Here is a 25,372-nt window from a genome sequence, read left to right as displayed (position 1 = left end):
GATGGTCGCATTCGTGGCCCCGTGCATTCGTGACCCCGTGCGTTCGTGGCACCGCAGATACGGATGCGGTTCCCCGGGGTCGTTCAGCGAGCGTCGGGTGAGATCGCGATCTCGCCGGTGGATCCGGTCGGCAGCGGGCCGGTGGTCACCAGGGCCGCCTCGGGTGCATCGTCGGCGCGCTTGGCACCGTCGGCGCGGTCGGGATCGTCGGCCCGGTTCGTGTCGTGGGTGCGGTCGGGATCGTGAGTGGTCTGACGATGGGCGATGCGCCGGGCGAGCGGCGACAGGACTGCGAGCACGCCCAGGGCGTAGACCACCACACCGATCACGACGAGTCCCGGCGACTGACCATCCTCCGACACCAGCAGGGCGGCGACGGTGATCGCGGCGACGTAGGCGATGTTGAACACCGCGTCCTGGAAGGCGAAGACCTGTCCGCGGCGGTCGTCGGCGATGTCGGTCTGCATCGCGGAGTCGCCGCACAGTTTGGCGACCTGGCCGATGAGTCCGATGAACACCGCGGCGATGCAGATGATCGTCGAGTTGAAGGTCAACAGGGTCAGCTCGGCGCACAGGCCGACGGTCAGCGCGGCGACGAGCGTGCGGTGGCGTCCGTACCGGCGGACGGCGATCGGGGCCACCGGTGCGGCGATGAACATGCCGACCGCGATGAACCCGGCGACCATGCCGATGCCGGTGATGCCCCCGCCGAAGGCCGAATGCCTGGTCATGATCAGCAGCATCAGCGTGTTGATGCCGAACACGATGCGATGTGCACCGATCGCGGTGAGCGCCGAGGCCACCGACGGGGTCCGGGCGACCGCGCGGGCGCCGTGGAACAGTCCGACGGTCACCGCACGTGCGGCCGACACCCCGCCGCCGTCGGCGTGGTCGGGGCCGAGCGAGCGCGCGGTGAAGCTCGCCGCGATCACCGCGACCACCAGCGCGAGCGCCACACCACCGAGCAAGGTCGCGGCGCTGCCGGTGTTGTCGGCGCCGAAGATCGCCCGCAACGCCATCGTCAGACCTGCACCCACCGCCAGCGCACCCGAACCCAGGGTGGTGAACGCGGCGTTGGTGGCGACCAGATGCTCCCGGCTGGCCACATGCGGCAACGACGCCGACAGTCCGGAGGCCACGAAACGGCTCGTGCCCGTCACCATCAGCGCGGTGAGCAACACGAATGTGTCGGAGGTGCCGGTGGCCATCGTCAGCGCGACCAGGCCGATGGTGATCGCACGCAGCACGTTGGCCCAGATCAGCACGCTGCGGCGGTCCCAGTGGTCCAGCAGCGCGCCCGCGAACGGACCGATCAGCGAGTACGGCAGCAGCAGTACCGCCAAGCCCGCGGCGATGGCCAGCGGGTCGGTCTGACGTTCGGGGTTGAACAGGATCGCCCCGCCCAGCGCCGCCTGGAAGGCGCCGTCGGTGATCTGGCTGCCCAGGCGCACCGTCAGCAGGCGCAGCAGGCCTGGATGCGCGTGAAGTCGCATATGCGCAAGTCGAGGGCCGATCACCAGAACGAGAATAGTGCGATGATGTCCCGGTGGGCATCGGAGGCGAAGAATCTCACGGTCAAGGACCCCACGGGGATGACCCCGAAGGGGAGGATCCCCGCGGCGACGATCCCCGCGGACACGACCACCCGTCCTACGGCGACCGTGAGGCCGCCGGCGAACTCCCGCGCGTCCGTCCGGGCAGCATCCTGCTCGCCTCCACCGACCTGCTCGAGGACACTTTCCGGCGTACCGCGGTCTACGTGATCGAACACAATGACGCCGGCACCCTCGGCGTGGTGATCAACCGGATGAGCCAGACCGCTGTGCACAACCTACTGCCCCACTGGACCGATCTGGCCGCCTCACCCCGCGCCGTCTATGTCGGTGGTCCGGTGAAGCAGGATGCGGCGCTGTGTCTGGGGGTGATGCAGCGCGGTGCCGATCCCGACTCGGTCTTCGGCCTGCGTACGGTGAGCGGCCGAGTGGTGCTGGTCGATCTCGATGCCGATCCGGAGGAACTCGCCGACGTGCTCGAGGGTGTGCGGATCTTCGCCGGGTACGCCGGGTGGGGTATCGGACAGCTCGCCGACGAACTACGTCACGACAGCTGGATGGTCGCCTCGGCGATGCCCGGCGACCTGCTGGCCCCCGCACAGTCCGACGTCTGGTCGGCGGTGCTGCGCCGGCAACCGTGGCCGTTGCCGCTGGTGGCCACCCACCCGATCGACATCGCACGCAACTAGGAACTCCGGCAGGGTCGCGGCGCTGGCGCTAGTCGGCCGCCCCGTTCTGCTCGGCGATCCCGTGCTCCCCCACCGCGCCGTCCTGCGCGGCCGCACCGTCATTCTCGGCCGCCCGGGCGCGGCTCAGCGCCCTCTCCTGCCACTGCCGGTCGTAGCGTCCGGCCAGCCAGGCGCACATCATCAGCTGCACCTGGTGGAAGATCATCAGCGGGAGCACGATCATGCCGACGTCGGTGCCGGCGAACAACACGGCTGCCATCGGCAGACCCGAGGCGAGGCTCTTCTTGGTGCCGCAGAACTGGATGGCGATGCCGTCTGGGCGGTCGAATCGCAGTCGCCGCGCGGTGAACGAGGTCAGCCACAGCATGAAGGCCACCAGCACGATCGCGCCGACGATCAGCGCGACGATCTTCCACCACGACACCTGCGACCAGATGCCGTCGCGGACACCCTCGGAGAACGCCGAGTACACAACCAGGACGATCGAACCGCGGTCGACGAGCTTGGTCGACTGGGCGTGTTTCGACAGCCAGCCGCCCAGCCAGGGCCTGGCGAGTTGTCCGACGATGAACGGCACCAGGATCTCCACCACGATGGTGAGCACCGACGAGGCCGAGATGTGCACATCGCCGGAGGTGCCCATCAGCGCGACCACCAGCAGCGGTGTGAGGAACACCCCGAGCAGATTCGACGCCGAGGCGCTGACGATCGCGCCGGCGACGTTGCCGTGTGCGATGGAGGTGAAGGCGATCGAGGACTGCACCGTCGAGGGCACCAGACACAGGAACAGCACGCCGTAGTAGAGGGTGGTACCCAGCGTCGGCTCGACCAGCGGCCGCAACGCCAACCCGATCAGCGGGAACACCACGAAGGTGAACACCAGGATCGTCAGGTGCAGCCGCCAGTGCCGCAGACCGGCCAGCGCCTCGCGCGGGGCCATCCGGGTGCCGTAGAGGAAGAACAGCAGTGCGATCGCGACGACGGTGACCCAGTGCAGGATGTCGACGAATACGCCGCGGGCCGGCAGGAGTGAGGCGACGACGACGGTGGCCAGCAGGGCCAGGATGAAGCCGTCGATGTGCAGGCGTTTGAGCACGCTGTGCCGCGCGGAGATCAGTGGCCGGTGGCGGCGCGATGCGCCGGGGCACCCTCGGCGCTGCACAGTCCGGCCAGTGAGCACGAACCACAACCGCCGGTCTCGCCGCAGTCGATGCCCGGTGCCGACGCTGCGACCGCCCGCACACCCATGCTCGACACCACGCCGGCGAGGATCGCCGCCACGACGATCCCCACGGCCACGAGGACCAGCCCGACCCAGTCGCCCAGCGCGAGCCCGAGCACGCCGCCGAGTGCGGCGATGATGCCGGCACCGATCAGTCCGGGCCCGGCCACGCGGTTGGCCAGGGTGAAGGCGTCGTCGGACGACAGCGTCGACGCTGTGCGCACGCCGAACCATCGGTTGCGCCGCATGCGGCCGGTCAGTCCTGCGACACCGGTGAAGACGCAGGTCACGGCCATGACGAGGGCGATGACGGCGAAGACGACGGTGGCGATCTGCACGACGAAACCATACATCTACCCTGGATGGGTGACACAGCACCGTTACACCGCCGAGCTGGCAGGGCAGATCGAGAAGCACTGGCAGTCGGAATGGAGTGCCCGCAAAAGCTTCGAGACCCCGAATCCGGTCGGAACCCTCGCCGGCGACCTCAGCGAGTTCGACGGACCCGACGCCAAGGTCTTCGTGCAGGACATGTTCCCCTACCCGTCGGGGTCGGGGTTGCATGTGGGTCATCCCCTCGGCTTCATCGCCAGCGATGTGTTCGCCCGCTATCAGCGGATGCTCGGCCGCAACGTGCTGCACACGATGGGCTTCGACGCCTTCGGGTTGCCCGCCGAGCAGTACGCGGTGCAGACCGGCACCCATCCGCGTACCACCACCGAGGCCAATATCGAGCGGTATCTCGCGCAGATCCGCCGCCTGGGTCTGGGTCACGACGAGCGCCGTCGTGTCGCGACCACCGACGTGGACTTCTACCGGTGGACCCAATGGATCTTCCTGCAGATCTACAACGCCTGGTACGACGAGTCGGCGGGTAAGGCCCGCCGGATCGGCGAGCTGGTCGACGAGTTCGCCTCCGGTGCTCGCACCCTCGACGACGGGCGGTCGTGGTCGGACCTGACGGCGGCCGAGCGCAATGACGTGATCGACTCCTATCGGCTTGTCTACCAGTCGGATTCGTTGGTCAACTGGTGTCCTGGGCTGGGCACGGTGCTGGCCAACGAGGAGGTGACCGCCGACGGTCGCAGTGAACGCGGCAACTTCCCGGTGTTCCGGAAACGGTTGCGCCAGTGGATGATGCGCATCACCGCCTACTCCGAGCGGCTGCTGGAGGATCTCGAGGTCCTGGATTGGCCCGACAAGGTCAAGACCATGCAGCGCAACTGGATCGGACGTTCGCGTGGCGCGCGGGTGCGTTTCGCGGTCCCGGGGTCGCAGGAGAAGGTCGAGGTGTTCACCACCCGGCCCGACACCCTCTACGGCGCGACCTACATGGTGCTCGCCCCCGAGCATCCACTGGTCGACGAGCTGACCACGGCGGCATGGCCGGCCGGGGTCGATCCGAGGTGGACCGGCGGTGCGGTGAACCCGGCGACCGCCGTCGCCGGCTACCGCGCCTCGATCGCGGCCAAGTCCGACCTCGAGCGGCAGGAGAACAAGGACAAGACCGGTGTGTTCATCGGTGCCGTCGCAGCGAATCCGCTGAGCGGACAGACGATTCCGATCTTCATTGCCGACTATGTGCTCTACGGCTACGGCACCGGTGCGATCATGGCCGTCCCCGCCCACGATCAGCGCGACCATGAATTCGCGAGCACCGTCGGCCTGCCGATCGTGCAGGTGATCGCCGCCGCCGACGGTTCGGATCCGGGCGTGGGCGAGGAGGCCTACACCGGCGACGGCATCCTGGTGAACTCGGAGTTCCTCAACGGGATGGATGTGGAGTCGGCGAAGTCGGCGGTCATCGAGCGGCTCGAGGCCGACGGCAGCGGTGAGGGCACGATCCAGTACAAGTTGCGCGACTGGCTGTTCGCGCGCCAGCGCTATTGGGGTGAGCCCTTCCCCATTGTTTACGACGAGGAGGGTCAGGCCTACCCGCTGCCGGAATCGATGCTGCCGGTGGAACTTCCGGAGGTCGAGGACTACGCGCCGGTGTCATTCGACCCCGACGACGCCGACAGTGAGCCCTCTCCCCCGCTGGCCAAGGCCACCGACTGGATCGAGGTCGAGCTCGACCTGGGTGAGGGCCTCAAGAAGTACCGTCGCGATGCGAACGTGATGCCCCAGTGGGCGGGTAGTTCCTGGTATCAGCTGCGCTACATCGATCCGCAGGACCAAGAAGCCATGTGCGACATCGCCAACGAGTCGTACTGGATGGGTCCGCGACCGGTGCAGCACGGCAAGACGGATCCCGGTGGACTCGACCTCTACATCGGTGGTGTCGAGCATGCGGTGCTGCATCTGCTGTACTCGCGGTTCTGGCACAAGGTCCTCTACGACCTGGGCTATGTCACCTCGCGTGAGCCGTACCGAAAGCTGTTCAACCAGGGCATGATCCAGGCCTACGCCTACACCGATTCGCGCGGCGTCTATGTGCCCGCCGAGGAGGTCGAAGAACGCGACGGCGAATTCTTCTATCAGGGCCAGAAGGTCAACCGCGAGTACGGCAAGATGGGCAAGTCCCTCAAGAACGCCGTCTCCCCCGACGAGATCGCCCGGGACTACGGCGCCGACACCCTGCGCGTCTACGAGATGTCGATGGGTCCGCTCGACCAGTCGCGGCCGTGGGCGACGAAAGATGTCGTGGGCTCGCAGCGGTTCCTGCAGCGAGTGTGGCGTCTGGTGGTCGACGAGGAGACCGGCAGCCTGCGTCCGGTCGATCGGGAGCCCGGCGAGGACACCTTGCGTCTGCTCAACCGGACCATCGCCGGGGTGCGCGAAGATTATGTCAACCTGCGTTTCAACACGGCGATCGCCAAGCTGATCGAGCTGACCAACCACCTCACCAAGGAGTACCCCGACGGCGCTCCGCAGCCGGTCGTCAGCGCGCTGGTGACGATGATCGCGCCCGTGGCACCGCATATCGCCGAGGAGCTCTGGTCGCGGATGGGGCACGCCGACGTGCTGGTCCACCAGCGGTTCCCGGTGACCGACGAGCGCTGGCTGGTCGATGACACCGTCGAGATCCCGATCCAGGTCAAGGGCAAGGTCCGCAGCCGCATCACCGTCTCCGTCGACGCCGACGAGGACACCGTTCGCCGGGCCGCGTTGGCCGACGAGAAGATCGCCGCGCTCCTCGACGGCGAACCGCGCAAGGTGATCGTGGTGCCCGGTCGCATGGTCAACGTGGTGCCGTGACCGGTCGGCGGCACGCAGATGTGGGGCACGCAGATGTGGGGCACGCAGATGTGGGGGCACGCAGATGTGGGATTGCGCATAGGTGCGGGCATACACCGGCGTGGTGCGGGCTCGGTATGTGACAATTCCGACGTGTCGAGCTGGAGCCGGTCAGGCGACCGTCATGTCCGGGCTACCGCCCTCACGTCGGTGGCGTGGATCGTGGCCGCCATCTGCGTGATGGTCCTGTCGGTCGTGCCGGCGGCGGTCGCCTCGGCGGCCCCGGCGACCGCCCCGCCCCAGCCGGCGGAGTCGGTCGAGGTCGGTCCCTATGCCGTCACCGACACGGTGACGACGGCGTCGTGTGCGGGGTCGTTGTACGGCCAGTACCAGATCATGTCGGCGAAGGGATATGTCACCGCGCCGCTGCGGTGTACCGACAACTTCCCCTACGGCACCGCCACGCCCGTCGACGTGCACTTCACCTATCCGACGTCCGGTGCCGGGCCGTTCCCGCTGGTGGTGCTCGTCCCCGGGTTCACCGGCAACCCCGGCTACTTCGATGCGACCGCCCGGATCTACGCCAGCTTCGGGTTCGTGGTGGCCGTCGCCTTCGATGCGCTCAACCTGACCCCCGAATCGCATCTGCTGGGCATCTCGGCGGCCTACCAGCAGAACAACGATCCGCATTCGCCGCTGCACCATCGGATCGATCTGCGTCGCACCATCGTGGGTGGTCATTCCGCGGGTGCTGCGGCGGCATTGCAGACCGCGCAGCTGGCCGGTCCCCTCGAGCAGGCCACCAGCGGTCAGGTGCGTCTGGCTGCTGCGATGTCGATCCAGCCGGCTGCGGCGACGATGCTGATCTCCGGTGGCGCCATCTCCATTCCCACCTTCCTGCTGGCCGGCGAGCTCGACAACACCGCGACGCCTGCGTCGGTTCGCGCGCTGTACGAGCAGATGTCGGGACCGGCGTGGTTCGCGATGCTCACCGGCGCCCATCACCTCACCTCGATCGATGCTCCGGAGTACAACGGTTTCCTCAATGGTGAGACCGCGTGGCTGCGTTTCGTCGCCGGAGACGACTCGGCATGCCGCTACTTCGCCGGTGGACAGTGGAGTCCGCGGGTGTTCCCGAACTTCAGCGAATTCGACCGGAACCGGGCGGCAGCGTCGTCGCCCTGCCCCCGATCACCTCGCACTGATCACCTCGCATGAGGTTCGGGATCGCACCACCCTGCATCCCTCGCAAGTACAACCCACGTTCTGAGGAGTTCAGATGGCATCCATTCTCGTGATGACATCTCCCGCCCGAGGTCACCTCTACCCCCTCGTCGAAACACTGCTCGAACTGCGAGCACACGGGCATGCGGTGTATGTGAGCACCCTGTCGTCCGAGGTCGCCACGTTGGCAGATCTGGGCATCGACGGGTGTCCCCTGCCCACCGAACTCGACGAGGCCGAACTCGCCGACGCGCACACCACCGGTGTGATCACCGGCCTGATGGCCGTCGGCGATCAGCTCTTCGCGCGATGCCAGGCCGAGTACGAGCACTTCTCACGACTCATCGCCGAGCGTGAGCCGGATCTGCTGCTGTGCGATCTGACCACACCCGGTGCCCAGATGGCCGCTGAGCGGTCCGGCCTGCCGTGGGCGGTCTGGAGCCCCACCTACCTGCCGGCGTTCAGCACCGACGGTCCGCCGCCACTGATCGGGCTGCCGGTCAAGCGCGGGATGGTGGGCCGGGCCCGGGACTTCTGCCTGGGCCACACCGCCCGGCGTGCACTCGACCTGTTCGCGTTGCGGCGTGGGAACGAGTTCCGGACGAGGTTCGGTCTCGCGCCGATCGATCATGTGGACGAGCAGTTCGTCCGTGCTCCCCTGGTGTTGAACTTCCTCGGAGCCCCCATCGAGAAGCAGCGCCGAGACTGGCCGGCATCGGTCAAACTCGTCGGCCCCTCCACCTGGGCGCCGCCGTCGCGGCCGGATCCACGCATCGCCGCCATCGACCGGCCGGTCGCCCTGGTGACCTGTTCGACCGAGATGCAGAATGACGGCATGCTGGCGCAGGTGACGCTGGATGCGCTGGAGCACACCGGATTCCACACCGTGGTGACCACCGGGGCGATGATGCCCGAGATCCTACGAAAGGCAGCACATTCCACCGTCATGCAGTTCGGGCCGCACGATCAGATCCTCGACAACGCTGCTGTCGTGGTGACCCACGGCGGCATGGGGATCACGATGAAGGCGCTCGCCCGCGGCATCCCGATGGTGATCGCGCCGTTCGGCCGCGATCAGCACGACACCGCTCAACGCGTGGTCACCAGCGGTGCGGGTGTGCGGGTGGATCCCCGCGCGCTCGACGCCGCGGGAATGCATGCGGCGATCATGACGGCACTCGGACAGCGCGGGCGTGCCCGCGCGGCCGCGACGTCGATGGATGCGAAGAACAGCGGTGTGCGTGCCGCCGAACACGTCGAGGAGCTGTTGCGCGACCGCGGCGAGGATCGCGCCGTCGCCTGAGGTCACATGACCTGCCGTTCAGCCGAGAGACCAACGGCCGCACCGGGATTCGGGGCGGCCGTTGGGGTCGGTGTCGCGTCCTGTCCAACGCTCGGCTGCTGGGTCACCACTGGCCTGAGCAGCGTTGAGCTGTCACATGTCGGGTGGTGAGATCACGCCTCCGGTGAAGTAGCGGTAGGCATAGGTCGAGGCGATCAGCGTGAGCGGCAGCGTCACGAGCAGGCCGACGAAGCAGAGGATCGCGCCGACGATGTTCAGTGCCACACATGCCAGCGCCAACAGGAACATCTTGCCGGGCTGATCGGCGATCAGGCGGCAGCTGCGCTTGATCGCGTCGAAGGCGCTGGCGTCCTGATCGATCGCGAAAGTCAGTGCGTACCACAGGAAGAAGGTCGCGATCAGGCCCGGGATGAGGAACAGGTAGAAGCCGATCGTGGTGATGATCCACACCAGGAACGCTGTGAGGAACACCCCGACCAGATTGTTGAACTTGAAGAAGTCGGCGAATCCCGGTCGGCGCCCGTCGATCTCGTCCAGGGCGGCGCGGGTGAAGCCCATGCGGACCAGCACGGAGATGATGGAGGTGACGATCCCGCTCACCACGGTTGCGGTGTTGCTGAGGTCGTCGGCGTTGAGCTTGAACCCGCGCAGCGCCCAGTCGATCAGGCCGGTGATCACGATGACGGCCAGCGACACCAGAAGCCAGGTGGCCCAGTTGCGTCGGTACTTCTGCCAGCCGTATGAGATCGCGTCACCTACCGAGAAGGCTTCGGGTGAGCGGCCCATCGGAGTGACCGGGGGAGGCGGCGGGAACGAACCGTAGGCCCCGCCGTATTCACCGCCCGGCGGGGGCGGGGGATACGAGCCGCCACCGTATTGGGTGTCACCGTATTGGGTGTCGCCGTACTGGCCCGACCCGTAATTCGGCGGCGGCGGGTATTGCTGGCCGCCGTACTGCTGACCTCCGTATTGCTGGCCGCCGTATTGCTGACTCCCGGGCTGCTGACCGCCGTACTGGGGCGGATTGTCCTGCGGTGTGCCGTATTGGGGAGTGCCGTATTGCGGGGGCACCCCGTAACCCTGGCCGCCGTATTGCTGTGAGCTCTGCGAGCCGTATCCCTGCGCACCGGGGTCGCCTGAGGTCGAGCCGGTCGGATAGGGCGGCGGCGGGGGATAGGCGCCGTACTGGCCTTCGGTGGGTGGCGGATACGACCCATACGGATTGTCGGCGGGGTGGCCGGAAGCCTGGTTGCCCTGGGGATCCGCTGGTGGCGTATTCGACTGGGGCGGGGTGGATGGTGAATCGGTGGAGTCCCCGGAGGAATTGCCCTCCGGCTCCGGCGATCCGCTGGACCCATGCGGGGGGTTCGTCATTGCGCTCCTCGTCCGGTTGCAGCACCGTGCGGCGGCTGCCCAGATCACTGTTCCATCCCGTCGTGGGGTGGGCAAGGAACCGACGGCCCGGGCACGGTGGCCGATGCGACTTCGTTACCCGGATCTGGGCATGACATCACGGCCTCTGCAGGTCGGTCATCTGCGTCAATCCGGACCGTGTGTGGCGCTACCGTGTGTGGCACAGGTGGTGACCTGCGTCGGTACGGGGCCCGGTCGCGGCGGTCAGTCGTTGCTGATGCCCACCAGGTAGGCCTCGCTCACGGTGTGTTGCTGTAGCGCGCCGTCCGAGGTGCCGACCTGCACCGTCCAGGTGTTCGACGAGGTGTCGATACCCGCCTTCTGACTGTTGGGTGCCGCCCAGACCGCCGACGACGAGGATCCGCTGCCGCAGGTGTAGTAGCCGACGTAGTCGGGGTGCTGGGACTGGCGCGTCCACGCCCCACCGTTGCGGAGGCGGCACTGGGTGCCGTCATCGAGCAGGAGCCCCAGCGGCTGCGGATCCATCGGGTGGTCGACGTTGTAGTCCGAGTTCGGCTTCGTGGTGTAGTGGGCAACCCGCCGAGAGAACGGATCGACAAGGCACAGAGCATCATTGGTGCGCGGTGCCACGTAGCAGGTGTCGGCCGCGGCAGCAGCAGGAGTGCAGTAGAGGATGCCGTCGTCGACCGCGCTCGGGGAGGGCTGCGCGGCGGTGCAGTCGATCTGCGCGACACCGGCGTCGTCGCCGTCGATTGTCCAGCCGGCCGCTGCACCACCGCCGCGGGCGAACGGTCGCAACGTCGACACCTGGGTCGGGCCGCTGACCGGAGCGGCGCTGGTGGTGCTCGACGGGGTGGTGGTGGTCTCTTCGGTGGTGGCCGGTGCGGGCGATGCGGTCTCGATGACGGTCGCGGTGGTCGTCGGCGTCGCTGACGTCGGCGCTGCCGAGTCCGAACCGTTCGAACATGCCGCGAGTGCCCCGGATGTCGCCAGTACCGCCAACAGTGCGACGGCGCTGCGGCGCAGCTGCGCCCTGCTCGTGCCCGCTCGCCCTGCTGGGAGGTGTCGAGCCCCGAACCGCCCGGCTGTCAACCGCCCTGCCGTCAACCGCCCTGCCGTCAACCGCATCGCTCGTCAGCCTCCTGGGTCGGTCGTCGCTCGCCGGGGGATCGGCGTGCGGGTCGCGCACATCTGAATAGCACGCTCATCCGACGCCACCAAACGGCAGCGGCGAAACGCCAGGAAGATCTGTCGAGTGTTCACCTGGCGCCGGTTCTCACCTATCGTGTACGGCGCAGTTGGTTCGCGTGCCGGACGTGATGGAGCCCCTACGTCCGGTGGCGCGTCGAGCCCGCGGTGCCCGATCGTCACGATCGACAGCCACGGGTGAGAGGGAATCCGGAACTGTCCCGCAGCGGTATGTCGGAACGACCGCCGTCATCAGCACTGGATGCATCTGCGTCCGGAAGCGACGGCCAATAGGGGTATTCAGTCGGAATCGCACCGTCCTGATACGCGCCGGCGAGTCCGAAGACCTGCCTGCTGTACCGGTCGCGCCGCGGCCGGTGGCTCGCCGCCTCGTGGACTGGGCGATGGTCGATTGCAGTTGTCGCATGGGACTCGTGTCGGGGACTCCCCGCATGTCGGTGCCGTGTGACGGTTGGTGATTCGCAACGTCTGTGGGTCAACCCGGACTGCGGGCTGAAGACGCGCACGACGGTGGAGGTGACGGAGTCGCTGCACAACATGGTCGCTGCAGCGATCAGGGTCCGTTCGGGATCCTGACGAACGGGCGGACCGGCTCGCTCAGTTGAGCATTCGATTGGACACTCGGTTGGAGTGGTTGGGGAGAACTCCTCTCCAGCCGCTCGGCCGTGTCGAAGCCGGGCCGCCCGTACCTCAGTTCGTTCTGCCACGCCTGGCCTCACTCAGAAGTGATCGCTCCGTCGATCTGCGCGGTGATCGCCTCGCGCAAGTCGAATCCTGCTGAGTACCCGCGCCAGTCGGGGAGTATGCGTGCGACCGCGGGGAGTGCGGCCACGGAATCGGGATCGATTGTCTCGTACCAGGATCGCTGCTCGTCGGTGCGGTGCGCCACGCTGTCATGCCATTGCAGTTCACTGGACACCAGGTACCAGACCCCACGCCAGAGGTTGAGAGCGCGCTGATCGTCGAGCCCGAGTTCATTTGCCGCCGTGATGAATTGGTCAGCCAGCGCGAGTGCCGGCGTGCCCACATTGGTGCCTTCGCGCAGGATGGCGACGATCCACGGGATGTCGGTGAGCTTGAGATACATGTCCATCGCGATGTGGATCATCCGCTCCCGGGGAGCGCCCGCGGGCGGCTCCCACGGGATGTGTGCGGCGATCTCCGACAGTGCCAGTGACAGCAGCGCCGACTTGTTCGGCACATGGTGATAGATCGACATCGGCTTGGTGCCCAGCTCGGCGGCCAGCTTTCGCATGCTGAGCCCGGCGACGCCGTCACGCTCGAGCATTGTCACCGCGGCGGCGACGATGCGGTCGCGATCGAGCGGGGCTGGCGCAGACATGTCCACGATTGTGGCGCATCGTCGTCGCCGGCTGGAGAAGGTTGTCGCCGCAGGCACTCCCGCGCAGAACGACTGTTGGACCCATCCAGAAATTAGGTTACCCTTCCCGTACGCGTACGAACCGCTGGTCAGGGATGGGATGATGTGATGAGCGAAGCCAAGGTTGTCGCCGACGATGCACAGGAGCGACCCGCCGATCGCACTGGTGCGTTGATCGTGGTGATATTCACCCTGCAGTTCCTGGTCGCACTCGACATGTCGCTGGTCAACATCGCGCTGCCGTCGATCCGTGCTGATCTCGGGTTCTCCGCGTCGGGACTGCAGTGGGTGGTGACTGCCTATCTGCTGACCTTCGCGGGGCTTCTGCTGCTCGGCGGGCGACTCGGTGACCATTGGGGTCGGCGCGCGACGATTCTCGGCGGTCTCGTGGTCTTCGCGCTCGCGAGTCTGGCCGGTGGGTTGGCGACATCGCCGGGGACGCTCATCGCGGCACGCGCCATCCAGGGATGTGCCGCGGCATTGCTCGCCCCGGCATCGCTGGCGCTGGTCAGCACCATCGGCAACACTCAGGCGCGCACGAAGGCGATGGGACTCTGGGGAGCCGCCGGCGCAGCGGGTGGAGCGGCAGGCGTGGTCCTCAGCGGCGTACTCACCGACTGGCTGGGGTGGCGGGCTGTGCTGTTCGTCAACATCCCGATCGTCGCGATCGCCATGGCGGCAGCACTGGTCGGTGTCCCCGCGTCGCCACGCGCGACTCGCGGTTCGCTCGACGTCGCCGGAGCCTTCACGGTGACTCTTGGCGTGGCGGCGATCGTTTACGGTGTGACCGCGGCAACCGACCATGGATGGACGTCCGCGCCGACAGTCACGGGTATCGTCGCCGGCCTGGCCGTGCTGGTGGCGTTCATTGTCATCGAGCGGCGAGTGGAACATCCGCTGATGCCGCTGGAAATTCTCCGGACCCGACGTGTGCTGGGTGCGAACATCTTCGGATTCATGTTGGCAGCAGGACAGTTGGCGGCCTTCTACTTCTGCTCGCTCTACGTGCAGACCGTGTGGGATGTCGACCCCGACATCGCGGGAGTGCTCTTTCTGCCGTTCTGCTTCTTCGTGGTAGTGGGGATCATCGTCGCGAACAAACTGCGTCCGCGCATCGGCGCACGTAACGCGATCGTCGTACTCGGACTGCTCGGTGCGATCAGCCTCGGTGTGTTTGCACTGATGCCGGCGCACTTCGACTTCTTCCTGGGGATCCTGCTGCCCTCGTGTCTGGCGGCGATCGGTATCGGCGGGTCCCTGGTGCTCGTCGGAGCCGTGAGCACCGAAGGCGTGGAGCCAGCCCATGCCGGTGCGGTGTCGGGTGTAGTCAACAGTGCACGTCAGCTCGGCGGGACGATCGGCCTGGCTGTACTGGTCACCGTCGCAGCGCAATTCACGAGCGCGCGCGACGGTTACCATGCAGGGTTCGCCGTCGGCGCTGTGCTGCTCGTGGTGGGTAGTCTCGCCGCGTGGCTGATCCTGCCGCGCGGACGCCAGATGTAGCGGGGGGGGGGGACCGCCCGAGTCCGATGCTGCTGTCACAGGCTCTGGCTGTCACACCTTCCATCGCGGTGGTTCGCAGCCAGATGATGTGCGGATGGGTGATCGTGAGGAGTGTCTCGGATACCCATCTGCGCCGCCTGCTCTGGCGAACAACCGTCGAGCCCCACACAACAGGTGGGCGTGTCCACGACGATGGGATTGATCATGGCGGGCAGCAGAATTCAACGTTTGACGGTTGCGGCAGCGGGTGCACTTCTCACCATCGGTGTTGTCGCCGGGTGTTCGGATGACAGCAGTTCGTCGGGTGATTCGTCACCGACCTCGTCTGTGGCGGCGATGTCCTCCATGCCGTCGTCCATGGACATGGGCAGCGGCGCCGCTGCGGCTCCGGCGAATCTCGTCGGTCCGGGCTGCTCGGCCTACGCAGAAGCGAATCCGTCAGGGCCCGCCTCGGTAGGAGAGCTGGCCAAGCAGCCTCTGGCGACCGCTGCTACCAACGTCCCGATCCTCAAGACCTTGGCCCAGGCGGTCTCGGGCAAGCTGAACCCGGATGTGAACCTGGTCAACACGCTGAACAACGGTCAGTACACACTCTTTGCGCCGACCGATGACGCATTCGCCAAACTCGATGCAGCGACCGTCGACAAGTTGAAGACGGATTCGGCGCTCCTGACCAAGATCCTGACCTATCACGTGGTCTCCGGACAGGTCGGTCCCGACCAGATCGCCGGCAGCCACAAGACCGTGGAAGGTCAGGACGTGACGGTGACCGGGTCGGGCAACGACTGGAAGGTCAACAATTCGTCGAGTGTTGTTTGTGGCGGTATCAAGACCGCCAATGCGACTGTGTACCTGATCGATACGGTGCTGATGCCGCCGATGTGATCGCGTTGGCGATCTGATCATGCGACTGTTGTCACGACGAATGTGACACCGTGTCTGGGCCGTGCCGTGATGCACGGCCCAGACGCATTCTCACACTATGGAGTTCTCAAAGAGCATGTGGCGCAGCAGTCGTGCGCCAGGTCCAGTGGGTGGTCGGGTGGCGTCGGAGTTCAGGCCGCGGTGTCGAGTGTCATGGTGCGACGATGGTGGGAGCGGATCAGTTCGCGTTGCGGGTCGACCGAAGCGGGAGGACGCAGCCACGGGTGCCCGTCGATACCCATGACGATCTCCCAGCCGTTGTCGTGAACGTCGACATGGCATGGCGGGCACAGGATTGCACCACTGCTCACATTCGTCTCGCCTCCGCGCGACCAGTACTCCACATGATGGGCATGTACCCACGAGCCCTGGTCGCCGCACTTGATGCATCCACCGTCGCGGGCAAGGAGCGCTGTGCGCTGGTGGTCGGTGAACAGACGTTGCCTGCGCCCGAGGGTCAGCGGCACACCGCTGCCGTCGAGTCCGGCCACCGCGATGTCGGCGTCACAGGCGACACGGGAGGCCAGGCGTGCGGTGATCGGGCCCATCCACGACAGTCTCGACGTGTCGGGCCTGTCGGCGGAAACGGTGACCAGCATCTGTGCGCGTCGTGGCAGTCCTCCGGCGGACTCGCCGGCTCTGTGGACGAGAAGTGCCAGGGCATCGGCGCGTAGCCGGGACTTCGACCGCGGTTCGGGCAGGCCGTTGATCTCGGCGCGAGGACGGATGAGTGCGTCGATCGCTGAACCCAGCTGTGCGCCTGCCACCACGTCGAGATCTGCGCGCATGATCACCCGGCCCAGGTCGTCTGAGGTGATCTCGAGAGAGTTCAGCGTGGTGTCCTCAGCGACGGGAACTCCACCGGCACCCGTGTCACTGTCGCGTGAGTTGCTGATCTCGCGGGCCTTGTCGCGAATTTCACGCGGCGTGGCCCCGGAGATGGCCTGGGCGAGCAGTGACAGTTCGCGGGTTGCGCGCTCCGGCTCACTCACCGGCTCCACGGCACGAGAGGTGATGACGTCGAGTCCGCGCGCCACCGCCTCGGTGTGTTCCAGGGACAACCGACCATCGCCGAAATCTCTGGCCGCCTTGGGAATCGACTCGATTCGTTGCGCCAGATACACGATGCGCGCGGCGACTGCCGGTGCCACACCGAGTATCCGCAGCAGTGTGGGTAGCCGTTCGCCGCGCTTCTTGGCCCACCGCCGACTCTCGGCTTCCCGTACGCATGACACGAGAGCGTGTGTGACGGTGTTGAGCAGCTCGACGAGTGCACGCATACGGGCGAGCAACGCCGCGTCGGAGTCGTCGCGCAGTGTGCTCACGTCGAGCAGTGATTCTGGGGCCATGCCTCAAGACTACTCGAACACACGTGCGAAACAAGAAGGTGAAGAAGGTTAATTCGTTTGAATGACAAGCACATTCACGTGCTAGCCCCTAGCACAACCCACCGACACGAAGGTCCCCTCCAGCACTGCTGGAGGGGACCTTCTGTGGATAACTCTGCGGATGCGGCGAGAATCTCAGCGCCAGATCACGCGGCCTGCGACACCGCCTGCTCGGCCGGTTCGAGGGCCTGCGCCACGATCTCGGCGACGTCGGTCATCGGCTTGACCTCGAGCGCATCGAGAACCTCGGCGGGGACATCGTCCAGGTCGGACTCGTTGCGCGCGGGGATGAAGATGGTCTTCAGCCCATTACGCTGCGCCGCAAGCAGTTTCTGCTTGAGGCCGCCGATCGGCAGCACCCGTCCGTTCAGTGTGACCTCACCGGTCATGCCGACATCGGCGCGCACCTTGCGACCAGTGGCCATCGACACCAGCGCGGTGGTCATCGTGACGCCCGCCGACGGGCCGTCCTTGGGCACAGCACCCGCGGGCACGTGCACGTGGATGGTCCGGTTCAGCGCCTCGGGATCCACCCCGAGTGAATCAGCATGAGCGCGAACGTAACTCAACGCGATCTGCGCCGACTCCTTCATCACGTCACCGAGTTGTCCGGTCAGCTGCAGGCCAGGCTTGCCGTCGCTGTCGGTCGAGTTGGCCTCGATGAACAGCACGTCGCCACCCATACCGGTGACCGCCAGACCTGTTGCCACGCCGGGCACCGCCGTACGCTCCTCGGATTCGGGAGTGAACCGCGGGCGACCCAGGTAGTCGACCAGATCGGACTTTTCCACCGTCACCGGTGCGGTCGCCTTCTCGGCAGCCAGGTTCGTCGCGACCTTGCGCATCATCTTGGCGAGCATCCGCTCGAACTGACGCACACCCGGTTCGCGGGTGTAGTCCGCGGCGATCTCGCGCAGCGCCTCATCGGTCACGCTGACCTCCGACTCCTCCAGTGCAGCGCGTTCGCGCTGGCGGGGGAGCAGGTAGTCACGTGCGATGGCCACCTTGTCGTCCTCGGTGTAGCCGTCGATGGTGACGAGTTCCATGCGGTCGAGCAGCGCCGACGGGATGTTCTCGATGACGTTGGCGGTCGCGAGGAACACGACGTCGGACAGGTCAAGGTCGAGATCGAGGTAGTGATCGCGGAAGGTGTGGTTCTGCGCGGGGTCGAGGACCTCGAGCAGCGCCGCAGCCGGGTCACCACGGAAGTCGGAACCGACCTTGTCGATCTCATCCAGCAGCACAACGGGATTCATCGATCCCGCCTCGCCGATGGCACGCACGATACGACCGGGCAGCGCACCCACGTAGGTACGACGGTGGCCACGGATCTCGGCCTCGTCGCGCACCCCACCGAGCGCGACACGCACGAATTTGCGACCGAGAGCACGGGCAACCGACTCACCCAGCGACGTCTTGCCGACACCGGGAGGACCGGCCAGAACCATCACCGCACCGGAACCGCGGCCGCCGACCACCTGCAGTCCGCGCTGCGCACGGCGCGCACGAACGGCGAGGTATTCGACGATGCGATCCTTCACGTCGTCGAGACCGTGATGGTCGGCGTCGAGGATCTCTCGGGCGCCCGCGATGTCGGTGTTGTCGTCGGTGGTGGTGTTCCACGGCAGGTCGAGCACGGTGTCGAGCCAGGTGCGGATCCATCCGGTCTCCGGCGACTGGTCGCTGGAACGCTCGAGCTTGCCGACCTCACGCATCGCGGCTTCGCGCACGTTGTCGGGCAGTTCGGCCTGCTCGACGCGGGTGCGATAGTCGTCGGCGCCGTCGGGCTCGTCCTCACCGAGTTCCTTGCGGATCGCGGCGAGTTGCTGGCGCAGCAGGAATTCCTTCTGCTGCTTGTCCATGCCGGTGCGCACGTCTTCGGCGATCTTCTCCGAGACCTCGGTTTCGGCGATGTGCTCGGCGGTCCAGTCGATCAGCGTCTGCAGGCGCTCGTTGACATCGGGAGTCTCGAGCAGCTGACGCTTCTGTACCTCGGTGAGCCACGAGGCATACCCCGAGGTGTCGGCGAGATCGGACGGGTCACTCATCTTGTTGACCGCGTCGATCAGCTGCCACGCCTCACGGCGCTGCAGCATCGCCAGCACGAGCTTCTTGTATTCGGCGGCGAGAGCCTTGGTCTCGTCGGTGATCGTTGGCTCATCAACCTCGGTCACCTCGACCCACAGCGCCGAGCCCGGTCCGGTGGTCCCGGAGCCGATCTGCGCGCGGTGCTCACCCTTGACCACCACGGCTTGTCCGCCGCCGGGAACGCGACCGATCTGGACGATCGAGGCGATCACGCCGAAGGACGGGTAGCGATCCTCGAGACGGGGCGCCACCAGCAGTTTTCCGTCATTGTGGGCCTGAGCGGCGTCGACGGCCGCGCGTGCGGCATCATCCAGCGCCAGAGGAACCACCATGCCCGGTAGCAGTACGGGTTCGGTCACGAACAGAACCGGCACTGAGATGGGTTCAGTCATTTAACCTCCAAAGTTAAGTCTGTGAGGCTCAACCCGGGGGAGTCCGGGTTCATTCCCGCATGATGGGATTCCGCTCTCAGCGGACGGAAGCTGCAAGAATTGAGGCAGGTGATTCCGCCACTGGGCGAGGCCCTGCAGCGACGACCGACGAAAGGAGAGTCATGGAACGCACGATCGTGCGGTGCGAGCGCGGAGGGCTGTACTCGACGTTGTGGTGGCCGTGGGGTTCCTTCAAAGCGATTCGACTCGGGCCGACGCGGATTCAGCGTTGTCCGATCCATCACAAGTGGGAGAAGACCCGTCAGGTCGACGTCCGCGAGCTCTCACCAAGTGAAATCGCGGACGCCGAAGCCGTGACCGACAGCCGCATCATCTGAAGTCGTACGCCGACGTAGCCGCTGCCGCATCGGCATGCTGCGGTGGAAGCATCAGGATCGCATTGCCTCGTACCCCGCGGTTCACCATCGAATCGATCACGCGCGGGGTATCAGCCCAGTCGGCAACCAGCCCGATCTCGGGATGCAGGCGATCGTCAGCGGTGAGCCGGACGAGCGCGGCGAGATCGTCGGCCAGCGAGGTCTCGTCGTCGGTGTAGAGGAATTTGCGGATGGTGGCGCTCGACCCGCCCGTCCAGTCGAAGAAGTCCATTGTCGGCGCTTCGCGGCTGGCCTGACCGAACCAGACGAGTACACCGTGAGAGGTGAGCGTGCGGAGCACGGCGGGGGTTGATGCGCCGCCGACTGAATCGAGTGCGACATCGAAAGTGCCCCGGGCGTCGCTCGGCGCCGCAACCCATTCGGCGGCGCCGAGTTCGAGAAGACGTTGACTGCGTTCGCAATTCGCCGTGACCACGGTGATCTGGGCGCCCTGCGACGCGGCCAGCTCGACGAAATAGTGGCCGACTCCGCCCGACGCGCCGGTCAGCAACACCCGCCGTGCGGCCAGGGGGCCGGTGGCCCTGGTCAAACGCAGCGCAGTGAGGCCCGCCAACGGCAGGGCGGCGGCGTCGCTCGTGCTGACTGACTCAGGAAGCACTGCGAGTCGATCGACGGGCACCGCTGCCCGCTCGGCCCACCCGCCGCCGTCGAGGTGTGCCACCACCCGCTCACCGACATGCGGACCGTGTCCGGACGCCGCCGTCTGCACGACCGTGCCGGCGATGTCCTTGCCCGGCCGGAAGCCCGGCGCTGCTTGCTCGAGGACGAACGTTTCGCCGCGGTTGGGCGAGAACGCCTCGACTGCCACAAGCACGTCATCGGGCGCGGGCGCCGGCTCTGGAACGTCAGAGAGGGTGAGCGATCCGCTGTCCGCGGAGGTCCAAGCCTTCATATCGATGAGCCTGACACCATGACTCTCTGCTGGGAAGTAGGCAGCACATAGTGCTATACATACGAAATGGTGACCAATGGCGTGACCTTGGGTTCTGATGACGGTCGTTATGACGTGATGGCGCAGAACTGCCCGACCCGTCAGGTGATCGGCCGAGTGGGCGACAAGTGGTCGTTGCTCGTGCTCTTCGCACTCTCGACGGGCACCAAGAGGTTCTCGGAGCTGCGAAGCGAGGTCCAGGGCATCAGCCAGAAGATGCTGACGCAGACCCTGCGGACGATGGAGCGCGACGGGTGGGTGAGCCGCCACGTCTACGCGACGATCCCACCGAAGGTGGAGTACACCCTGACCCCGCTCGGGGAGAGCCTAGAAGATTCCATCGCCGTCGTCCGACGTTGGGCCTATACCCACATGGACGAGATCGTCGAAGCGCGGGAGGCCTACGACTGCCGCCGGGAGTGAAGCTGAGACAACCACCGAAATCGACGGTGTGGGAGCAACTCTCATATCCCCTGCAGCTTGGCGCCGCGGGTCGGTGATCGAGGGGCGGGGTCGGCGATCGACCGGTCGCTCCCGACATTCACCGGCCGGTGGCATCGGACTCGACCCGACCAGTGAACTTCACATGACACTCTCAGCGGATGTCGGGCTGCTCATAGATCGTGACTGTCCACGGGGGTGCCGGTTGATAGCTGTGGACGATGGCTTTCTCGTAGATGTGCGGATCATCGACCCCCAGGTCGTAGTGCAGCGGCCGTAGGTGTCGCCGCGAGGGCGCAGGCCCCGATGACGCTGCCCGTCAGTAGCGCCCGAGCACATGTGCTGACCATGAGATGACGCCCACCGGCTGGTGGGCTGGTACCTCGGACGCGCGCTAGTGCCACCCACCCGGATTGGTCATTTTGGTCAACCGTTTCATAAAGTAAACAAATGCCCGATAACGGAAACAGCACCCGCAGGCGATCCCCGCTGGACCGGGCACACGTCCGTGTGGTCGAAGATCACCTGCGCTCACTCGGTGCGATGTTCCGCCGCAAACCCACGATGACCAGCGATTCCATCACCGTGGTCGACCAGCCGATGCTCAAACGAGCGATCGGTGCGGCCGCCCTCGGCAACATGATGGAGTGGTTCGACTTCGGCGTGTACGGCTATCTCGCGGCCACGCTCGGCAAGGTCTTCTACCCCGATGCCAACTCCGCAGTCCAACTGCTGGCCACCTTCGCGACCTTCGCCGCGGCATTCCTCGTGCGGCCACTGGGCGGCTTCTTCTTCGGCCCCCTCGGCGATAAGATCGGTCGCCAGAAGGTGCTGGCGATCACGATGATCATGATGTCGATCGGCACCTTTGCCGTCGGCCTCATCCCGTCGTACGCCTCGATCGGCATCTGGGCGCCGATCCTGCTGCTCATCGCGCGCATGGTCCAGGGCTTCTCCACCGGCGGCGAATACGGCGGAGCGACCACCTTCATCGCCGAATACTCACCCGACCGTCGCCGCGGCTTCCTCGGCAGCTGGCTGGACTTCGGCACCTTCATCGGATACTCGGCCGGGTCGATCCTGGTCACCGTCCTCAACGCCTCACTCGGCGAGGATGTGATGCTCTCGTGGGGCTGGCGTATCCCGTTCTTCATCGCCGGCCCGATGGGTCTGATCGGCCTCTACCTGCGCTCACGCCTCGAGGACACCCCGGCCTACCAGCAGCAGCTCGACGATCACGACGCCCAGGTCAAGAAGGATCAGCAGGCCGGTGGCGAGATCGGGACGATCTTCGTACGCTTCTGGCGGCCACTGCTCGTATGCATGGGCCTGGTGATCCTCTACAACGTGACCAGCTACATGATCACCTCGTATCTGCCCACCTACTTCACCAGCGTCATCGGTCGCAGCCAGCTCAGCTCCGACCTTCTGGTGCTGCTCTCGATGCTCGTCGTGGTGGTCACGATCGTGGGTCTGGGTAAGCTCAGCGACCACATCGGTCGGCGACCGGTGTTCGCGATCGGCGCCATCGCGCAGATCATCGTCTCGGTTCCGTGTTTCATCCTGTTCGGGATGGACTCGGTGTGGGCACCCGCGGTGGCCTGCATCATCTTCGGTGTGATCCTGGCGTGTTTCGCCGCTCCCACCGCGGCGACCCTGCCGGCGCTGTTCCCCACCGCCGTGCGATTCGGCGCACTGTCGATCAGCTACAACATCGCGGTCTCGGCGTTCGGCGGTACCACGCCGCTGATCACCTCGGCGCTGGTCAGCGCGACCGGAAACAACCTCGTTCCCGCGTTCTACCTCATCGCCAGCGGTGTGGTGGGCCTGATCGCAGTGGTGTTCCTGCGCGAATCCGCCCGCAAGCCGCTGCGCGGATCGGCGCCGCAGGTGGACACCCCGGTCGAGGCCGAGCACACGGTTGCCGCGGCGGAGGCCGTTGCGGCGATGGATCCCGATGAGTCTCCTCTGGAGGCCATCGATCCCGAGATCATCAGCACTACGTTCAGTGATGCCTCCGCGGTCGAGGAAGCCGCGTCGCATGAGGACCCGGTATCCGATGGGGAGCTGGCCGCCACGCGCGACTGACCTGCGGGCGCGCTCGAATCCCGTCCCGTTCTGCTGCTCGCCGATGGTCCCCGCCCCGTCGTGTCCGCCGGCCGACCGACACGCCCCCGCCCGCAAGTGCGGGGACGTGTCATCATCGGTTCGGCGAGAGATCGGGGGGCATGTGCACAGGGTGCAACGACACGACAGCGGGATCAGCCCTCTCGAGCTGAGCAGGTGCGCGCAGGCGGGTGACGACGACATCGCCCGTGGCGTGTACGCGCCGCTCAACGACGACATGGTCGGTTTCCTCTCCGACCTCGTGGTCATCAGCGAGAACCTGCTTGGTGTTCATCTGGGGGTCGACCCGGATGCCGTCGCGATGTCGACTCGGGTCGTGGCCGGCCGGTGTGCTCAGTCGTGGTTTGCCCGCACCTACCTGGCCACGGTTCCGGCCGGCGAACCCGTCGCAGTCCGGGTGGATCTCGACGAGTTCCAGACCATCGGTGTGGGTCCCGATCCGAGGGTGCTCACCGCGAACGCGTGGCTTCAGTCGTACTGGTGGGCGCGACTGACCCGCGACCAGACCGCCATCGATCTGCTTGCGGCAACACCGATTTCGGCCCCGGGAGAAGGGCAGCATCCTGACGAGGCCGCGAGTGCACTGGTGCGGTTGCTCCGCCGACGTGACGCCGGCGAACCGTCGTGGTGGGACGACCCCGATTCCCATGGGCGTCACAGTCGATGGGATCAGCCGTGGAGCGGGATACGCGACGTGCTCCACACCATCGGCGTTCAGTCGCGGTTCACCGACGCGCTCACCGATGCACTTCGTGCGCATCGGGAGCACTGGTCGGCGCCCGCGTTCCGCGCTGTCCCGCAAGGGTTCTGGTCGTTACCGCTCACCGCCCTGGCTGCGATCGCGGTGGAGGAGGGAATGTCTCTGGAGGTGGATTCGGAGTACCTGCCGGCCTCACTGATCACCGACCGCCTCTGGATGTTCGAGCTCGTCCAGGCCACCGTGTCAGCCGCACCGGCCCGCGAGACGTACCACGAACTCGACGAACCCAACGACCTCAACAAACCCAACGCACTCGACGAACCGGTGCCGCTCGGACTGGTCGCCGACATTCCCGCCGCCACCACACTCGAGGTGATCGCGACCGACATCGAGATGACCACCACGCCAACCGATGTCGAGGTCGAAGGCGCAGGTCACCCGCGCATCGAGCGCCACCGGTTCGGGCTGCCCATGGCCGACCTCGCGGCGATGGCCGCAGATGTGGATGCCAACCTCGCCGATCTGCGCGCCGAGTTGCGTGACGATCCGGGACGGACGATCCGTCTGACAGCCAGTATCGCCGCGAGCGGCGGCGCCCACCACCTCGCCGGCGATCCGCGCGGTGCCGCCCTCGCGACCCGCGTCGCCCTGCGCCGCGCCGCTCAGCTACACCACGCGATGTTCCGGCTCGCAGCACTGCAGCCGGGGGAGCCGGCGGTCATCGAACTCGACTCGGGGGTCGTGCAGACCCAGGGGATCGGATTCCGGACCAAGATCGCGAACGTGCCCACGTGGCTCGATGCCTACTGGTTCGCCCGTGCCACCAGAAACCGGGCGGCGCTGGAAACCCTGTGGTCGGTCGACCTCGACCCGATGCGTGACCAGACTCGCTACGACCCCGCACTGATGGGGCTGATCGAGGTGCTCTCCATGCGCGACCGGGGCGATCCCGCCTGGGCGGCGCGAGCGGGTGAGGTGCTGCCCGAGATTGAGCGACCGGTGGTGTCCAGCTGGGAGCAATCCCAGCTGCTGCACCTCGAGGTGTTCTCGGTGCTGTTGTCGATCGGGAGTGAGCCTGGCGACCAGCAGCGCTTCACCGACGCGCTCGTCGACGCTCTGCGCTGCCACCAGAAGTATTGGGCGGCCACGCCGAAGCGGTCCCACGATTCGTCGGGCTACTCCTCGTTGGCGCTGTTCGGGCTGGCGTCGCTGGCCTACGACGAGGGTATGCGCATCGAGGTCGATTCCGACTACCTGCCGATGGAGTTGATCCAGCACCCGAGGTGGATGTTCGAGCTGGACTGAACCG

General features: G+C 66.4%; 19 protein-coding genes, 1 pseudogene and 1 riboswitch. Of the genes and pseudogenes, 11 read left to right on the top strand and 9 right to left on the bottom strand.

What is annotated here, in order from left to right; translation table 11 throughout:
• Positions 1 to 83 precede the first annotated feature (83 nt).
• Positions 84 to 1,493 carry an MFS transporter gene (locus IEW22_RS09705; protein WP_188586412.1) on the bottom strand — a complete coding sequence of 470 codons (1,410 nt, stop codon included), beginning with the start codon at positions 1,491 to 1,493 and terminating at the stop codon, positions 84 to 86.
• A gap of 53 nt (positions 1,494 to 1,546) precedes the next feature.
• Between IEW22_RS09705 and IEW22_RS09700 the strand changes: the two genes are divergently transcribed.
• A complete protein-coding gene (locus IEW22_RS09700) occupies positions 1,547 to 2,242 on the top strand; it encodes a YqgE/AlgH family protein (protein WP_268235469.1) in 696 nt (231 codons plus the stop codon).
• Positions 2,243 to 2,270: 28 nt separating this feature from the next.
• Here the strand turns inward: IEW22_RS09700 and IEW22_RS09695 are convergent, their stop codons facing one another.
• Complete coding sequence (locus IEW22_RS09695) at positions 2,271 to 3,356, bottom strand: bile acid:sodium symporter family protein (RefSeq protein WP_188586475.1); 1,086 nt, start codon at positions 3,354 to 3,356, stop codon at positions 2,271 to 2,273.
• Positions 3,356 to 3,802, bottom strand: a complete 447-nt coding sequence (locus tag IEW22_RS09690; protein ID WP_229742379.1) for an SdpI family protein — start codon at positions 3,800 to 3,802, stop codon at positions 3,356 to 3,358. Before IEW22_RS09690 ends, IEW22_RS09695 begins: the two co-directional genes overlap by 1 nt.
• Before the next feature lie 28 nt (positions 3,803 to 3,830).
• Between IEW22_RS09690 and leuS the strand changes: the two genes are divergently transcribed.
• The 3 genes from leuS to IEW22_RS09675 all read left to right on the top strand — a co-directional run bounded on the left by leuS (position 3,831) and on the right by IEW22_RS09675 (position 9,168).
• Positions 3,831 to 6,662, top strand: coding sequence for a leucine--tRNA ligase (gene leuS, locus IEW22_RS09685; RefSeq protein WP_229742377.1), 2,832 nt, complete (start codon positions 3,831 to 3,833; stop codon positions 6,660 to 6,662).
• A gap of 132 nt (positions 6,663 to 6,794) precedes the next feature.
• A complete protein-coding gene (locus IEW22_RS09680; protein WP_188586409.1) occupies positions 6,795 to 7,859 on the top strand; it encodes an alpha/beta fold hydrolase in 1,065 nt (354 codons plus the stop codon).
• Between the two features lie 61 nt (positions 7,860 to 7,920).
• Entirely contained in the window at positions 7,921 to 9,168 is a 1,248-nt protein-coding gene (locus tag IEW22_RS09675) for a glycosyltransferase (protein WP_188586408.1), read from the top strand.
• Between the two features lie 132 nt (positions 9,169 to 9,300).
• Here the strand turns inward: IEW22_RS09675 and IEW22_RS09670 are convergent, their stop codons facing one another.
• On the bottom strand, positions 9,301 to 10,542 hold the full coding sequence (locus IEW22_RS09670; RefSeq protein ID WP_229742376.1) for a hypothetical protein: 1,242 nt from the start codon (positions 10,540 to 10,542) through the stop codon (positions 9,301 to 9,303).
• Positions 10,543 to 10,785: 243 nt separating this feature from the next.
• Positions 10,786 to 11,670 carry a hypothetical protein gene (locus IEW22_RS09665; protein WP_188586407.1) on the bottom strand — a complete coding sequence of 295 codons (885 nt, stop codon included), beginning with the start codon at positions 11,668 to 11,670 and terminating at the stop codon, positions 10,786 to 10,788.
• 202 nt (positions 11,671 to 11,872) lie between these two features.
• Positions 11,873 to 12,099, top strand: a riboswitch (cobalamin riboswitch).
• A 111-nt stretch (positions 12,100 to 12,210) separates the two neighbouring features.
• Here IEW22_RS09665 and IEW22_RS20060 point away from each other — a divergent pair.
• Positions 12,211 to 12,327: pseudogene (locus tag IEW22_RS20060) on the top strand (hypothetical protein); the annotation flags it as partial.
• Between the two features lie 139 nt (positions 12,328 to 12,466).
• Here the strand turns inward: IEW22_RS20060 and IEW22_RS09655 are convergent.
• Entirely contained in the window at positions 12,467 to 13,093 is a 627-nt protein-coding gene (locus tag IEW22_RS09655; protein ID WP_188586406.1) for a TetR/AcrR family transcriptional regulator, read from the bottom strand.
• Positions 13,094 to 13,240: 147 nt separating this feature from the next.
• Here IEW22_RS09655 and IEW22_RS09650 point away from each other — a divergent pair, with 147 nt between their 5' ends.
• Together IEW22_RS09650 and IEW22_RS09645 are read left to right on the top strand one after the other, a co-directional pair.
• On the top strand, positions 13,241 to 14,635 hold the full coding sequence (locus IEW22_RS09650; RefSeq protein WP_188586405.1) for an MFS transporter: 1,395 nt from the start codon (positions 13,241 to 13,243) through the stop codon (positions 14,633 to 14,635).
• A 204-nt stretch (positions 14,636 to 14,839) separates the two neighbouring features.
• The gene (locus IEW22_RS09645; protein ID WP_188586472.1) at positions 14,840 to 15,520 is read left to right on the top strand and encodes a fasciclin domain-containing protein; all 681 of its coding nucleotides are present in this window, start codon (positions 14,840 to 14,842) and stop codon (positions 15,518 to 15,520) included.
• A gap of 170 nt (positions 15,521 to 15,690) precedes the next feature.
• Here IEW22_RS09645 and IEW22_RS09640 read toward each other — a convergent pair whose 3' ends face one another.
• Both IEW22_RS09640 and lon read right to left on the bottom strand, forming a co-directional pair.
• Positions 15,691 to 16,908: an HNH endonuclease gene (locus IEW22_RS09640; RefSeq protein ID WP_188586404.1), complete on the bottom strand. Its 1,218-nt coding sequence runs from the start codon at positions 16,906 to 16,908 to the stop codon at positions 15,691 to 15,693.
• A 185-nt stretch (positions 16,909 to 17,093) separates the two neighbouring features.
• Positions 17,094 to 19,427 carry an endopeptidase La gene (gene lon, locus IEW22_RS09635; protein ID WP_188586403.1) on the bottom strand — a complete coding sequence of 778 codons (2,334 nt, stop codon included), beginning with the start codon at positions 19,425 to 19,427 and terminating at the stop codon, positions 17,094 to 17,096.
• A 161-nt stretch (positions 19,428 to 19,588) separates the two neighbouring features.
• Here lon and IEW22_RS09630 point away from each other — a divergent pair, with 161 nt between their 5' ends.
• Complete coding sequence (locus tag IEW22_RS09630) at positions 19,589 to 19,804, top strand: hypothetical protein (RefSeq protein WP_188586402.1); 216 nt, start codon at positions 19,589 to 19,591, stop codon at positions 19,802 to 19,804.
• On the opposite strand, the gene IEW22_RS09625 is transcribed toward IEW22_RS09630, so the two are convergent.
• Entirely contained in the window at positions 19,797 to 20,756 is a 960-nt protein-coding gene (locus IEW22_RS09625; RefSeq protein ID WP_188586401.1) for a zinc-binding dehydrogenase, read from the bottom strand. The two genes, IEW22_RS09630 and IEW22_RS09625, sit on opposite strands and share 8 nt — an antisense overlap.
• Positions 20,757 to 20,873: 117 nt before the next feature.
• On the opposite strand from IEW22_RS09625, the gene IEW22_RS09620 reads away from it, so the two are divergent.
• The 3 genes from IEW22_RS09620 (at position 20,874) to IEW22_RS09610 (ending at position 25,368) form a co-directional block, all read left to right on the top strand.
• Complete coding sequence (locus tag IEW22_RS09620; protein WP_229742405.1) at positions 20,874 to 21,218, top strand: winged helix-turn-helix transcriptional regulator; 345 nt, start codon at positions 20,874 to 20,876, stop codon at positions 21,216 to 21,218.
• A gap of 468 nt (positions 21,219 to 21,686) precedes the next feature.
• Positions 21,687 to 23,324: a glycine betaine/L-proline transporter ProP gene (gene proP / locus IEW22_RS09615; RefSeq protein ID WP_188586399.1), complete on the top strand. Its 1,638-nt coding sequence runs from the start codon at positions 21,687 to 21,689 to the stop codon at positions 23,322 to 23,324.
• A gap of 151 nt (positions 23,325 to 23,475) precedes the next feature.
• On the top strand, positions 23,476 to 25,368 hold the full coding sequence (locus IEW22_RS09610; protein ID WP_188586398.1) for an immunity 49 family protein: 1,893 nt from the start codon (positions 23,476 to 23,478) through the stop codon (positions 25,366 to 25,368).
• Positions 25,369 to 25,372: the final 4 nt, after the last annotated feature.

The organism is Gordonia jinhuaensis (assembly GCF_014639795.1).
Lineage (GTDB): Bacteria > Actinomycetota > Actinomycetes > Mycobacteriales > Mycobacteriaceae > Gordonia_B > Gordonia_B jinhuaensis.
Note: the sequence above shows the minus strand (reverse complement) of the source record. Positions and strands in the feature narration are given on the sequence as shown.

Bases quoted from the DNA above. Each gene is read 5' to 3' on its own strand.
- IEW22_RS09645 (WP_188586472.1), top strand. From the start codon at position 14,840: ATGGCGGGCAGCAGAATTCAACGTTTGACGGTTGCGGCAGCGGGTGCA.
- IEW22_RS09640 (WP_188586404.1), bottom strand. From the start codon at position 16,908: ATGGCCCCAGAATCACTGCTCGACGTGAGCACACTGCGCGACGACTCC.
- proP (WP_188586399.1), top strand. From the start codon at position 21,687: ATGCCCGATAACGGAAACAGCACCCGCAGGCGATCCCCGCTGGACCGG.
- IEW22_RS09670 (WP_229742376.1), bottom strand. From the start codon at position 10,542: ATGACGAACCCCCCGCATGGGTCCAGCGGATCGCCGGAGCCGGAGGGC.
- IEW22_RS09665 (WP_188586407.1), bottom strand. From the start codon at position 11,670: ATGCGGTTGACGGCAGGGCGGTTGACGGCAGGGCGGTTGACAGCCGGG.
- IEW22_RS09655 (WP_188586406.1), bottom strand. From the start codon at position 13,093: ATGTCTGCGCCAGCCCCGCTCGATCGCGACCGCATCGTCGCCGCCGCG.
- IEW22_RS09705 (WP_188586412.1), bottom strand. From the start codon at position 1,493: ATGCGACTTCACGCGCATCCAGGCCTGCTGCGCCTGCTGACGGTGCGC.
- lon (WP_188586403.1), bottom strand. From the start codon at position 19,427: ATGACTGAACCCATCTCAGTGCCGGTTCTGTTCGTGACCGAACCCGTA.
- IEW22_RS09630 (WP_188586402.1), top strand. From the start codon at position 19,589: ATGGAACGCACGATCGTGCGGTGCGAGCGCGGAGGGCTGTACTCGACG.
- IEW22_RS09675 (WP_188586408.1), top strand. From the start codon at position 7,921: ATGGCATCCATTCTCGTGATGACATCTCCCGCCCGAGGTCACCTCTAC.
- IEW22_RS09650 (WP_188586405.1), top strand. From the start codon at position 13,241: ATGAGCGAAGCCAAGGTTGTCGCCGACGATGCACAGGAGCGACCCGCC.
- IEW22_RS09620 (WP_229742405.1), top strand. From the start codon at position 20,874: ATGGCGCAGAACTGCCCGACCCGTCAGGTGATCGGCCGAGTGGGCGAC.
- IEW22_RS09625 (WP_188586401.1), bottom strand. From the start codon at position 20,756: ATGAAGGCTTGGACCTCCGCGGACAGCGGATCGCTCACCCTCTCTGAC.